Source organism: Bacillus inaquosorum KCTC 13429 (assembly GCF_000332645.1).
Classification (GTDB): Bacteria; Bacillota; Bacilli; order Bacillales; family Bacillaceae; genus Bacillus; species Bacillus inaquosorum.
This window is the reverse complement of sequence record NZ_AMXN01000001.1, coordinates 699,104-712,306: the sequence shown is the minus strand read 5'-3', so window position 1 is coordinate 712,306 and position 13,203 is coordinate 699,104. Positions and strand designations below refer to the sequence as shown.

12 protein-coding genes are annotated in these 13,203 nt (G+C 46.4%); 3 read left to right on the top strand and 9 right to left on the bottom strand.

Annotated elements, in window-relative coordinates:
* Window positions 1–93: 93 nt before the first annotated feature.
* From ahpF to gntR, 6 genes are all read right to left on the bottom strand, one after another.
* Window positions 94–1,623, bottom strand: a complete 1,530-nt coding sequence (ahpF, locus tag BSI_RS17235) for an alkyl hydroperoxide reductase subunit F (RefSeq protein ID WP_003236449.1) — start codon at window positions 1,621–1,623, stop codon at window positions 94–96.
* 13 nt (window positions 1,624–1,636) lie between these two features.
* Window positions 1,637–2,200, bottom strand: coding sequence for an alkyl hydroperoxide reductase subunit C (ahpC, locus tag BSI_RS17240; RefSeq protein ID WP_003236447.1), 564 nt, complete (start codon window positions 2,198–2,200; stop codon window positions 1,637–1,639).
* Between the two features lie 486 nt (window positions 2,201–2,686).
* On the bottom strand, window positions 2,687–4,093 hold the full coding sequence (gnd, locus tag BSI_RS17245; RefSeq protein WP_003236445.1) for a decarboxylating NADP(+)-dependent phosphogluconate dehydrogenase: 1,407 nt from the start codon (window positions 4,091–4,093) through the stop codon (window positions 2,687–2,689).
* Window positions 4,094–4,116: 23 nt separating this feature from the next.
* Entirely contained in the window at window positions 4,117–5,463 is a 1,347-nt protein-coding gene (gene gntP, locus BSI_RS17250; RefSeq protein ID WP_003236443.1) for a gluconate permease GntP, read from the bottom strand.
* A gap of 28 nt (window positions 5,464–5,491) precedes the next feature.
* Window positions 5,492–7,033 carry a gluconokinase gene (gene gntK, locus BSI_RS17255; RefSeq protein WP_032731753.1) on the bottom strand — a complete coding sequence of 514 codons (1,542 nt, stop codon included), beginning with the start codon at window positions 7,031–7,033 and terminating at the stop codon, window positions 5,492–5,494.
* The gene (gene gntR, locus BSI_RS17260) at window positions 7,026–7,757 is read right to left on the bottom strand and encodes a gluconate operon transcriptional repressor GntR (protein WP_003236438.1); all 732 of its coding nucleotides are present in this window, start codon (window positions 7,755–7,757) and stop codon (window positions 7,026–7,028) included. Before gntR ends, gntK begins: the two co-directional genes overlap by 8 nt.
* A 196-nt stretch (window positions 7,758–7,953) precedes the next feature.
* On the opposite strand from gntR, the gene BSI_RS17265 reads away from it, so the two are divergent.
* Together BSI_RS17265 and BSI_RS17270 are read left to right on the top strand one after the other, a co-directional pair.
* Window positions 7,954–9,102 carry a glycerate kinase gene (locus tag BSI_RS17265; protein WP_003236437.1) on the top strand — a complete coding sequence of 383 codons (1,149 nt, stop codon included), beginning with the start codon at window positions 7,954–7,956 and terminating at the stop codon, window positions 9,100–9,102.
* Between the two features lie 93 nt (window positions 9,103–9,195).
* Entirely contained in the window at window positions 9,196–10,227 is a 1,032-nt protein-coding gene (locus tag BSI_RS17270; RefSeq protein ID WP_003236435.1) for a polysaccharide pyruvyl transferase family protein, read from the top strand.
* A gap of 41 nt (window positions 10,228–10,268) precedes the next feature.
* Here the strand turns inward: BSI_RS17270 and BSI_RS17275 are convergent, their stop codons facing one another.
* Both BSI_RS17275 and BSI_RS17280 read right to left on the bottom strand, forming a co-directional pair.
* On the bottom strand, window positions 10,269–10,961 hold the full coding sequence (locus tag BSI_RS17275; RefSeq protein WP_003236432.1) for an LrgB family protein: 693 nt from the start codon (window positions 10,959–10,961) through the stop codon (window positions 10,269–10,271).
* The gene (locus tag BSI_RS17280; protein ID WP_003236431.1) at window positions 10,931–11,335 is read right to left on the bottom strand and encodes a CidA/LrgA family holin-like protein; all 405 of its coding nucleotides are present in this window, start codon (window positions 11,333–11,335) and stop codon (window positions 10,931–10,933) included. Before BSI_RS17280 ends, BSI_RS17275 begins: the two co-directional genes overlap by 31 nt.
* 224 nt (window positions 11,336–11,559) lie before the next feature.
* Here BSI_RS17280 and BSI_RS17285 point away from each other — a divergent pair, with 224 nt between their 5' ends.
* Window positions 11,560–11,991, top strand: coding sequence for a MarR family transcriptional regulator (locus BSI_RS17285; protein WP_003236430.1), 432 nt, complete (start codon window positions 11,560–11,562; stop codon window positions 11,989–11,991).
* 48 nt (window positions 11,992–12,039) lie between these two features.
* On the opposite strand, the gene BSI_RS17290 is transcribed toward BSI_RS17285, so the two are convergent.
* Complete coding sequence (locus BSI_RS17290) at window positions 12,040–13,113, bottom strand: SDR family oxidoreductase (RefSeq protein WP_003236429.1); 1,074 nt, start codon at window positions 13,111–13,113, stop codon at window positions 12,040–12,042.
* Window positions 13,114–13,203: the final 90 nt, after the last annotated feature.

The following is a 13,203-nucleotide window of genomic DNA, read 5'->3' as shown; positions in this document are numbered from 1 at the left end:
ACTATATTACAATTGTATAAAACATGCAATATTTTTGGAATAAAAAAGAAAGCCGCGATGCTGCCAATCTGGCAATATTGCGGCTTTCTTGTATTAGTTACGGATAAGGTAATCAAACGCGCCGAGAGCGGCAGTTGCACCTGATCCCATCGAAATAATGATTTGGTTGTATGCACTGTCTGTACAGTCACCCGCAGCGAATAAGCCTGGGACGCTTGTCGCGCCGTGTTTGTCGACGATGATTTCGCCGATGCGGTTGCGTTCAACCGTTCCGTCTAACCATTCTGTGTTTGGCACGAGACCGATTTGGACGAATACACCTTGGAGTTCAACGTGTTTTTCTTCGCCTGTTTCGCGGTCTACGTATGTGATGCCGTTTACGCTCTGATCGCCTGTGATTTCTTTCGTTTGTGCGTTTTTCACGACAGTGACGTTAGGCAGGCTGTAAAGCCGTTTTTGCAGCACTTCGTCTGCTTTCAGATCCGGCGCGAACTCAAGCACAGTAACGTGTTTAACGATGCCTGCGAGATCAATCGCTGCTTCGATACCAGAGTTTCCGCCGCCGATAACCGCTACGTCTTTGCCTTCAAACAATGGCCCATCACAGTGCGGGCAGTATGCGACACCTTTGTTTTTGAACTCTTGTTCACCAGGTACGTTGACATTGCGCCAGCGGGCACCTGTTGAAAGGATCACTGTTTTACTTTTCAGGACAGCGCCGTTTTCAAGTTCAAGTTCGAACAGCTCTTTCTTCTCGAGGCGTTTTGCGCGCTGAAGGTTCATGATATCAATATCATATTCCTTCACGTGCTCTTCAAGACTTGCAGCAAGTTTCGGACCTTCAGTCGCTTTGACGCTGATGAAGTTTTCGATGCTCATTGTGTCGAGAACCTGTCCGCCGAAGCGTTCAGCGACAACACCAGTGCGGATGCCTTTACGCGCAGTGTAGATCGCTGCACTTGCACCAGCAGGTCCGCCTCCGACAACAAGAACGTCAAACGGCTCTTTGTCAGCAAACTCAGATGCATCTGCGCCGCTGCCCATTTTCGCAAGAATTTCTTCAAGCGTCATACGGCCGCTTCCGAAGGATTCACCATTCAGGTAAACGGTTGGCACTGCCATGATGTTTTTGCTTTCAACTTCTGATTTGTATGCCGCACCGTCGATCATTGTGTGCGTAATGTTCGGGTTCAGCACGCTCATCATGTTTAAAGCTTGTACAACGTCAGGGCAGTTGTGGCATGTCAGGCTGATATAAGATTCAAAGTGGTATTCACCGCTGATCTTCTTCACCTGATCAATGACTTTTTGGTCTACCTTAGGCGGTCTGCCGCTCACTTGGAGCAGCGCCAAAACTAAGGATGTAAATTCATGGCCCAGAGGGATACCGGCGAATGTAACGCCAGTGTCTTCTCCGACACGATTGACACTGAAGCTTGGCGTTCTGTTTAACTCAGCTTTTTCAACTGAAATTTTAGATGACATGGAAGCCAGCTCATCAACAAGAGCCAGCATGTCCTTTGAAGTGTCATCTTCGCCTGCGCTAACTTTGAGAACAATGTCATTCTCAATTAGCTGCATGTATTGATTTAATTGTGCTTTGATATTTGCATCAAGTACCAATGGAATGCACTCCTTAGATTTTACCTACTAGATCAAGGCTAGGTGTAAGAGTTTCGCCGCCTTCTTCCCATTTAGCCGGGCAAACTTCACCTGGGTTTTGACGAACGTATTGTGCTGCTTTTACTTTGCTGATCAGGTTGCTTGCGTCACGGCCGATACCACCTGCATTGATTTCTACAGTTTGGATGACGCCATCTGGATCGATGATGAATGTTCCGCGGTCAGCAAGACCAGTTTCTTCGTCAAGAACATCGAAGTTGCGAGAGATCGTTTGAGATGGGTCACCGATCATTGCGTAAGTGATTTTGCCGATTTTTTCAGAGCTGTCATGCCAGCCTTTGTGTACGAAGTGAGTATCTGTAGAGATAGAGTATACTTCAACACCTAATTCTTTAAGTGCAGCGTATTGGTTTTGAAGATCTTCAAGCTCAGTTGGGCATACGAAAGAGAAATCCGCTGGGTAGAAGCAGAATACGCTCCATTGGCCTTTCAGAGATTCGTTTGTTACATCGATGAATTCACCGTTTTTGAATGCTTTTGCTTCGAATGGAAGTACTTCTTTACCGATTAAAGACATAATGTATATTCCTCCTAAAATGTATTAGAAAGCATATGTGCTTTCAATAATAATTCTAATTATATATGAATTATTAATTAATATATATTTTTTGTCAAGCCATAACCTACTTTTTTTCATCTTATTTAAGGTGTGATAGGTATGATTTAGGTATTTCTTTTATAACAGATGAGATTATTGATATGGATTGATTCTCAATTAGACAAGGTTTTCAGGGACTTTTGTAAATCAGAATGCAAGCCGTTTTAGGCATTTGAACATTTAATGACACCATGGGCAAGCGGCAAAGGACAATTACCAAAAGCAGAATAGAACGGAACAGCAAGCATGCTGTCACATGATGATCTTGGGGATTGTTTCTAGCTATTATTGTATCACTGTTTATGATATTTAAAACATAACTTGTCTCCTGTAATTTGAGATAGAAGAAATCATAGATGAAAAAAACACGGTTCAGTTGAAACTGACCGTGTTTTTTTATGACTGTTATTCAGACCAATTCGTGTGAAAAACGCCGTCCATATCTGTCCGTTCGTACGTATGGGCGCCGAAGTAATCGCGCTGCGCCTGCAAGAGGTTCGCATTGGAACGTCCCGTGCGGTAGCCGTCATAATAAGAGAGGGCTGTTGTTAAGCATGGGAACGAGATTCCAGTGCTGATACCCTCGCAAACGACTTTGCGCAGGCCTGTTTGATAGGCTTGGAGCTTATCTGAGAAATAAGGCGCGATCAGCAGGTTTGACAGGTTTGGCTGCTCGCTGAATGCTTCGCTGATCACGTTTAGGAAATCTGCGCGGATGATGCAGCCGCCTCGGAAAATCAAGGCGATGTCTTTGAGCGGCAGGTTCCATCCGTAAAGCTCAGATGACATTTTGTATTGGGCAAAGCCTTGTGCGTAGGCGCATACTTTCCCCATGTAAAGAGCCTGTCTGACGTATTCAATCCAAGTGTCTTTATCAAAGTGTTTTTCTTCGGCTTCTGGGCCTGCTAACACGTCTTGAGCTGCCATCCGTTCTTCTTTTAAGGATGACAAGTAGCGGGCGAATAAGGACTCTGTGATGATGGTGGACGGGATGCCGTTATCAATCGCCTGCATGCTCGTCCATTTTCCGGTGCCTTTTTGTCCGGTTTTATCAAGGATGACATCGATCAGAGGCTGTCCTGTTTTCTCGTCTTTTTTGCGTAAAATCTCAGCTGTAATCTCTATTAAATAGCTTTTCAGCTCACCTTGGTTCCATGTTTCAAAAATAGATGCAATTTCATCGAGCGGCAGACGCAGCGTTTCTCTCAGAAACGTATACGCTTCTGCAATCAGCTGCATGTCGGCATACTCAATGCCGTTGTGCACCATTTTTGTAAAGTGCCCTGCCCCTTTTGGTCCGATATAGACACAGCACGGGTCATCTCCGACTTGAGCTGCGATTTTCGTCAGGATAGGAGCGGCTTTCTCATAGACTTCGCGATCTCCGCCCGGCATGATGGAAGGCCCTGTTAATGCGCCGACTTCGCCGCCGGAAATGCCGACTCCCAGGTAGCCGATGCCCTTTTCCTTCAGCTCGTCATATCTTCTTTCTGTGTCTTCATAGTGGGAGTTGCCCCCGTCCATGATGACGTCGCCTTCTTCAAGCAAAGGCATTAATGATTGGATGACGGAATCTACGGGTTTACCCGCTGTGACCATCAGAAAGATTTTTCTTGGTTTCTCTAACGATTGAACAAAATCCTGAAGCTCGTAGTACGGGCTGAGAGATTGTCCATCCAGCTTTTGGACAAGATGGTCCGTTAAATCTCTGGTGTAATTATAGACTGCGACGTTTTCACCTTTGTTTGCCATGTTTAAGGCGATATTGCTTCCCATTACGCCTAAGCCTATGACACCAATCGTATTGAACATGTGTTACAGCTCCTTCATCAATTTCATACAACTAAACTTAACAATAATATGAATCCCAGTCCAGCAACGGAGATAATTGTTTCCAGCAAGGTCCATGTGGCAAATGTTTCTTTCATGCTTAATCCGAAGTATTCCTTGAACATCCAGAAGCCGGCGTCATTGACGTGCGAAGCGATGACGCTTCCGGCGCCTGTTGCGAGCACGACTAATGCCAGGTTGACATCAGAATGTCCCAGCAATGGAATGACCAGCCCTGTTGTGCTTAGCGCGGCAACAGTGGCTGACCCTAGAGAAATGCGCAGGATCGCCGCGATGAGCCATGCCAGGATGATTGGCGATAATGCCGTACCTTTGAATAAGTCTGCCACATAATCGCCGACACCGCCGTTGATCAGCACTTGTTTGAAGGCGCCGCCTCCCCCGATGATCAGAAGCATCATGCCGATTTGTGAAATGGCTGTTGAACAAGAGTCCATCACGGTTTTGACTGGAATGTTGCGTTTGATGCCCATTGTATAGACTGCGACTAATAACGAAATAATCATAGCAGTCGATGCGTTTCCAATCAATCGGATAAGAGCTAAAACTCCGTTATCCGCAAATCCGATTGTTTCTTGAAGCAGGTCGATAATGGTTGCGACCGACATTATGATAATCGGAAGCATTGCAGTGAAGACGCTGATCCCGAAGCCGGGTGTTTCCTCAAGCTTGAACGTTTTTTGCGTGCCGAGTGATGCAATATTGCCGTTTTTCGAAAATGATGCAGGAACGATTTTTTTCGCGAGCTTTGTAAACAAAGGCCCTGCGATGAGCACTGTCGGAACAGCGACGATAAAGCCGTACAGCAGCACTTCCCCAATGTTGGCGCCGTACTCACCGGCAATCGCGGTAGGCCCTGGATGTGGAGGCAGGAAACCGTGCGTGACGGATAGCGCTGCGACCATCGGAATTCCGAGATATAAAATAGAAATCTTCAATTCTCTTGAAATCGCAAATACAATTGGAATTAATAGAACCAAACCTACTTCAAAAAATAACGCAATACCGATAATGAATGAGGCAATGACAACAGCCCATTGAATGTTTTTTTCGCCGAATTTGTTGACGAGTGTCATCGCAATGCGCTGTGCGCCTCCTGAATCGGCGATCAGCTTGCCCAGCATCGCACCGAGTCCGAAGATGAGTGCGATGTGGCCAAGAGTTCCCCCTATTCCTTCCTCAATGGAGCTGACAACTTTATCGAACGGCATCCCGAGTGCCAATGCCACGCCGAACGATACGACCAGTAATGAAATAAATGTGTTTAATTTTAAGCCCATAATCAATAGCAGTAATGCTAAGATCCCAAGTGCAACGATGATTAACGGCATGGTAATACCCTCCCCTTCATGTCATGTACTAGTTGTGTGTGATTAAGCCCCTCTGATAATTTGCAATTTGTGTATATTGATTTTCTAATGATCTTGATAGATTGATGAAAATCGGCATTAATGTTCTGTATTCTTTGGCTGAGTCTTCGATCGGCGTATGTCTGTATGTGCTGCCGACCATGTCGGATACGGCATCGAATGAATTGATTTTTCCTGTTGCATACAGGCCTAAAATGCAGGCGCCGAGACATGAGCTTTCGTAGCTTTCCGGTACGACAACCTCTGATTCGAAGATATCCGACATCATTTGGCGCCAAACCTCCGACCTTGCAAATCCTCCTGTTGCCTGGATGCGGGTTACCGGGCTGTCCATGCATTCCGTTAACGCCAGGAACACCGTATACAGGTTGTAAATGACACCTTCCAATGCCGCGCGTATCATATGCTCTTTCTTATGCGACATGGTCAGGCCGAAAAATGAGCCGCGCACATCCGGATTCCACAACGGAGCGCGTTCTCCGGCGAGGTACGGGTGGAACAGCAGACCGTCAGAACCTGGTCTGACGCGTTGGGCAATCTTCGTCAGCACATCATATGGATCAATGCCCAATCGTGACGCTGTCTCGATTTCGGAAGAGGCAAACTCGTCTCTGATCCAGCGAAGGACGATGCCTCCATTGTTCACGGGCCCGCCGATGACCCAATGCTTGTCCGTTAAGGCGTAGCAGAAAATCCGTCCCTTTTCATCGGTTTGCGGCTGGTCAATAATTGTCCGGATAGCACCGCTTGTTCCGATGGTGACGGCGATTTCGCCCTTTTTAATGGCGTTGACGCCGAGATTGGACAGCACGCCGTCGCTGGCGCCGATGACAAAAGGTGTTTCCGGATCGATGCCCATCTGGATCGCTAACTCCGGGCTGCAGTGCTGAAAGATTTGAGTCGTTGGCACAAGTTTTGATAAGTGATCAGGCGTGATGCCTGCGATGCGCAGTGCTTCTTCGTCCCAATCCAAGCTTTTCAGATTCATCATGCCTGTCGCTGAGGCCAAGGAGTAATCGATGACATACTCATTGAACAGCTGTTTAAAAATGTACTCTTTGATACCGATATATTTTTTGGCTTTGGAAGCGATTTCTTTTCGTTCATTTGTGAGCCAAGCAATTTTGCTTAACGGTGACATCGGATGGATCGGTGTCCCTGTCCGTTTGTACACCTCATGCCCGTTCAATTCCTCTTTAATCTTATGCGCCCAGCCTTCACTCCGGTTGTCGGCCCACGTGATGCATGGCGTCAGCGGCTGATCATGTTCATCGATTGCGATGACGCTGTGCATGGCGCTGCTGAATGAAATGAATGAGATCTGTTTGTCCGGATGCTGTTTTGTAATTCTCGCTGTTGTGTGGATGACTGCCTGAAAAATCTCCTCCGGGTTTTGTTCAGCTGTTGAGATGTCCGGTGTATAGAGCGGGTAGCCGATGCTTTCTTTTTGTACCACGTCTCCGTTTTCACTGAACAATACAGCTTTTGTGCTTGTCGTGCCGATATCGATTCCTAACATATAACTAGTCATTGTTGTATTCAGCTCCTTTTGCCAGCATTTGTTGTGAGAGCCACAGGTCTTCTACCTTTTCTTGCACATCATCAAAGTTTTGGTGAAGAGACTGAATCATCAGCGCCCTGTCCTTTGCTTTAATGGCCTGAATATAAAGCTCATGGTTATCTAAAATCCTTGCGAAATCTTCATATTTTTCCTTTAACCGTACCCGCATGGACAACAGAATAAAGCTTTCCATGACGGGTTTTAGATTGTGCCAGATCATCTGAATGTATGAATGATCAATGGCGCGGACAATCGTTTCATGGAACAGCACGTCTTGAAATGAAAATTCGTCAGCATCCTCGTATTTGATGGAGACTTTCATCATTTCAAGTATTTTGCTGAGATCTTTAACTAAAGGCTCAATGTCTATTTTGACAAGCCGTTCAAAGACAAATGTTTCTAATAGTAATCGCACATCATAAATTTCCGCGACTTCCTTTTCAGTTAACCCAATCACAACCGCTCCCATTCGTTCTAAGCGGATGATTTTTTCGGATGCGAGTATTTTTAACGCTTCGCGAACCGGCGAGCGGCTTACTGAAAACTCAGCGGCGATCGTATTTTCTGATAGAATGGTACCGCTTTCAATCATGCCTGAAATGATCCGCATTCTCAGCTCGCATGCGACACGAACACCAGTTGACGCTTTTGAGAGCCATTTTGCGGGATACAACAGGTCCTTGGAGTCTAGCATACAACTCACCTTCCTCACTAAAGGAGTATACTTGTATACAAGTATGATAACGTGAATATTTCATTTATGCAAACACTTTCATTTCTAATTTTTAATAAAATTTTTCCCAGATAGAATGGTATTTATTTCTAAACAGGATATGGTACATTGGAGATAGATAGCGTAAGTGAATCATGTTTTGAAAGAGGCGATTTGGATGAAAATCATCATTGCACCTGATTCTTTTAAGGAAAGTTTATCAGCTCTGGAGGCCGCTGACGCGATAGAAAGAGGTTTCAAATCGGTTTTTCCTGGTGCCGATTACAGAAAACTGCCGATGGCGGATGGCGGTGAGGGTACCGTTCAGTCTCTGGTTGATGCTACAAACGGATGGATCAAAGAGCAGGTTGTCACGGGGCCGCTGGGGGAGCCTGTGAAAGCGTTTTTTGGCATGATGGGAGATGGGAAAACAGCTGTGATTGAAATGGCTGCCGCCTCAGGCCTTCATCTCGTACCTGTTGAGAAGCGCAATCCGCTCATCACTACAACAAGGGGAACGGGAGAATTAATCGCAGCGGCAATTGATGCGGGCGCAGAGCGTTTGATCATTGGGATCGGCGGAAGCGCCACGAATGACGGAGGAGCCGGGATGATTCAAGCATTGGGCGGAAGGCTTCTTGATGACTCAGGCCGTGAGATCGGGCCCGGGGGCGGCGCGTTATCTCAGCTCGCATCCATAGATGTAAGCAGGCTTGATCCAAGATTGCATAATGTCAAAATTGAAGTCGCCTGCGACGTGGACAATCCGTTAACAGGGCCAAGAGGAGCTTCAGCTGTTTTCGGGCCGCAAAAAGGCGCGACAGACGACATGGTGGATGCACTGGATCAGCACCTGACCCATTTTGCGGATGTGGCAGAAAAAGCGCTCGGAACAACCTACAGAGAAACAGAGGGCGCCGGCGCAGCAGGCGGTCTGGGGTGGAGTCTGCTGGCTTTTTTTCATGCTGATCTGAAAAGAGGTATTGATATTGTCCTTGAAGCGGTTGATTTTGAAAATGAAGTTCAGGATGCAGATCTTGTGATTACCGGTGAGGGACGGATTGACAGCCAAACCATCTATGGAAAAACGCCGATTGGTGTGGCCAAAGCGGCTAAATCATATGATGTGCCCGTCATTGGCATTGCGGGTTCAGTGTCACGAGACAGTGATGCCGCCTATCAACACGGAATCGACGCGCTTTTCAGCATCGTTCCCGGAGCCGTGCCTCTTGAAGACGCGTTTGAACATGCCGCAGAATATATGGAAAGAACGGCTCGAGACATTGCAGCATCCATCAAATTGGCGAAAACGATATTTCTGATATAGCCGGCGCACACGCCAATGCATATCCATCCTCCTTTTTGGGTAGAGACAGTTAACCACACAATGAGATATTCATCCCAGAAGGAGGACGAAGACATGACTGTACAAGAAATCAAAGGCAAAAAACTCGTAAAAGGCATTGCGCCAAACGTTGAACCAGAAGCCCTGCTAAATGATAAACGAAAAGTATTTTTGTTTGGTTCTCCGAGTTACACAAACATTGGAGACCAAGCGATTGCGTATGCGGAAGAGAAATTTATAAAAAACCGTTTTCCGTATTATGAATACATTGAGATTATGGATTATGCGACGGATGAGGGCATTGAACTGGTGAAGGAGATCATCCGTGAAGACGATATTGTCTGCTTTACCGGCGGAGGGAATTTAGGCAACCTTTATCTCGATATTGAGGAAGACAGAAGAAAGGTCTTTTCGGCGTTTAAGGACTACAAATCGATTTCTCTGCCGCAATCTGTGTATTTTGAAGATACAGAGGAAGGAAATAAAGAAAAGAAAAAAACACAGGATGCGTACCATCAAAATCCTAACTTAACGATTGCAGCGCGTGAGACGCAGACGTTGGATGTTGTAAAAGAGACATTCGATTCCAATGTGATCTTTACACCGGATATGGTGCTCTCCTTGGATATTGTGCCGAAAGAGCTCGAGCGGGACGGCGTTCTCTTTATTTTAAGAGCGGATAAGGAGAAAGTGACAGACGAAGACTTTATTTCACAGATGATGAAATGGGCAGAAAAAACAACCTATGCGGAGCGTACCGATACGGTGCTGGATACGGTCGACACCATTGATTACGCCGAGCGTGAAAAGCATTTTATGGAGATGCTGGACCGCATCGGTTCCAGTAAATTGGTGATTACCGACCGCCTTCACGCGATGATTTTCTCGATTATCACCAAAACACCTTGCCTCGTCTTTGGAAACAGCTACGGCAAAGCCAAACATTCGTACCGGGATTGGCTTGAAAGCTTAAACTTCATTGAATATACGGATAAGAATGATGTTGAGGAACTGGAGCGCATGATCGACCGCCTGCTTCAAGTAGAGCCGAATGAAGTTGATTTGTCTAAGGATTTTCAGCCGTTGGTTGATTTTTTTGCATCGTGAAGATAAAGAAAGACTGCCCTCCTGTAGGCAGTCTTTCTTTGTTAAATATGGAACAGCCAGACGACGAGCGGCCCAAAGAATGAGCCAAGCACCGCACAAAGCGTCATAGAGACGGAACTCATGGATACGGCCAGTTCCCCGTATTCGAATGCTTTTGAGGTGCCCAGTGCATGGGAGGCGCTGCCTAATGCGATGCCCTGGCCAAGTGAGCTGCGTATGCGGAGCCATTTTAAGACCATCGGCCCGAGGATGACGCCTGAAAAGCCCGCAATCATCACAAAGACGACTGTCATGGAAGGAACACCGCCAAGACCGGCGGCGATCTGAATAGCGACAGGGGTTGTGATCGACTTTGGCAGAATGGATAATAAGAGATCATGATGAATCCCGAATGCTTCTGCGAAGATCAGCCCGCTGATCATTCCCATGCATAATCCGACCAGCACGCCGCCTATAATGGGAACACAATGTTTTACAATGATATGCCATTGTTTATAAAGCGGATAGGCCAGTGCCACAACAGCCGGCCCAAGCAAAGAATTGATCCATTTTCCCCCGATCATATAGCCTTCATACGAAACATGGAACAACACCAAAACTGCGACAATCAATATTGTCGTTGTCAGAACAGGGATAAGAAATGGTAACGGGAATCGCTTATAGAGTTTGACCATCGCTAAATAAGCGGCAACTGTTAAAAGAATTATAATGATTGCGATACATGCTTGCTGCATTTCTCTTTCTCCTCACGCTTTTTTGCTTTTTTCTCTAATAGCTGGCTGACGAATCCAGCCGCAATGATCGTGACGATGGTGCTCAGAACGACTGTAATCAGCAGCATCAAACCATTTAATGAAATGAGAGACGGGTATTTCATCACTCCTGTCATAGCCGGGATGAACAACAATGGAAGAAAGGACAATAAAAAACCTGCTCCGTCTTCAATAATGGAGACCGGAACAATACGGAGACCTAAACAGATCAGCAGCAATACCAGTCCGACTATGCTTCCTGACACTGGTAAATGAAACAGATGCTGAAGGGCTTCCCCAATCATAAAAAATACATATAAAATCAACACTTGCAAAATAATTCGTATGACTTTCACATCAAGTGCTGCTCTCCAATTAGAACAGCCTCCTCCTTTCTGGTGACTTGCTTTGACGAATGTTCTGAGGAATCACTTTACTTTCTTTTTGTATGATTGTACTATACAAGTATAAAAAATGATTTAGTCATATAACTTGTATTAATGGAGTTGATATACATTTGTATTATACAAGTATATGCGGTGTTGTCAATGTCGGAGATTGGAATAGGGAGCGAGAGCGATTGCAAAAACAAAATCCAGTTGAATTAATTGAATATGAGCTGACGACTTTTATCAGGAGAGCTGTTTATCTGGATCAATCAGAGAAAAGAACAGGGAATTTGGAGAGATCATCCTACTTATTGTTAAGACAATTGGATGAATTTGGGCCTGCCCGCGTAAAGGAGCTGGCCGATTCGTTTAAATTAGATATCTCTACTCTTTCAAGACAAGCAGCTGCATTAGAGGCGAAGGAGCTTATCTATCGTTTCTCAGACCCTTCCGATGGCAGAGTCAGTCTGTTTACCATTACAAAGCTTGGCAAACAAGCATTAAAAGCCGATAAGCAAAAGCGCCTTGAACGTTATGAACAGATGCTGAAAGAGTGGTCAACAAATGAAAAAGAAATGTTTGGCGAACTTCTGCAGCGTATGAACAAGGCCTTTATCGATTAATAGCCAAAAAACCCATGTGTTCGCATGGGTTTTTTATGCCATTCAGGTTTATCTGCTTCGTTTGACGGCAGCCCATGCACAAGCAAGCCCGGCAAGAACAGCCGCCGATACAATCGGGCGCTTCGTGGCTTTCGTGTAGTAGCTTCTTGACCGCATCCATCCTTTATTTGTGCCTCTGTCATGCAGGCCGTAGCCCGCTTCATAAAGCGCACTTTTTTCTCGGGGGTTCGACGGTCTTTCGGCATGCTGGCTGCAGTACATAATTTTTTCCATCAGTCTGTCGGTCAGCCGGGGGAAAAGAGCACCCAGCATGGCGATGGCTTTTGCCTGTGAGCCGATGTACATGTCACGCTTCGGGTGTTCGGCGGCAAACAGGATGGCTTCGGCGGCCGCTTCCGTCGGGTAGATCATAGAGCGGTAATGAGCCGGCTGTTTGTCGAGGTAGCTGCGCGCGTGTTCGTTGTAAGGCGTGTCAATTCTGCCCGGATGAATGAGCGTAACCGAGACGGGTGCCTGTTCTTTTTCGAGCTCCATTCGGATGCTTTCCGTCCATCCGTGAAGCGCAAATTTGGCTGACGCATATGCGGATTGAATGACCGTGCCCCTGTCGCCGAACAGGCTTCCTACATTGATGAGGGCACCTGGCACACCTCTGCTGGTGTAGTGTTTGACGGCTGCTCTTGTTCCGTAGACAGGTCCCCAGAAGTTTGTGTCGAACATTCGCTTCATGTCGTCGACGGTGACGTCCATGGCGTGTCCGAAAATCGAGACGGCGGCATTGTTGACCCATGTGTCAAAGCGGCCGAATGTGCTGATCGCGGTTTCTGCGATGCGGTTGACGTCTTCTTCTTTTCCGGTATCCGCTTTCACCCATATGGCGTCGTGCCCTTTTTCCTTTAGTTCATCAGCGAGCTCCTTCAGCGCGTCTTCATTTCGGGCTGCTGCCACGACCTTTGCCCCTTTTTTAGCTGCCATTCTCGCAGTGACAAGCCCGATTCCGCTTGAAGCGCCGGTAATGACAATCACTTGATCCTTAAGTTGTTTCAGTTTGAGCTTCGTTTTCATGCCGGGGTTCTGTTGTTCAAGCTGTTCTGTATTTGTGACTGCATCATCGTTTGCCATTAAGAATCCCTCCTGAACGCGTTTTTGTACCTTTACCCCATCCAGGAGGTTCTTAGCCCTTTTGACAATCACAGGGTTCTTTTTTATATT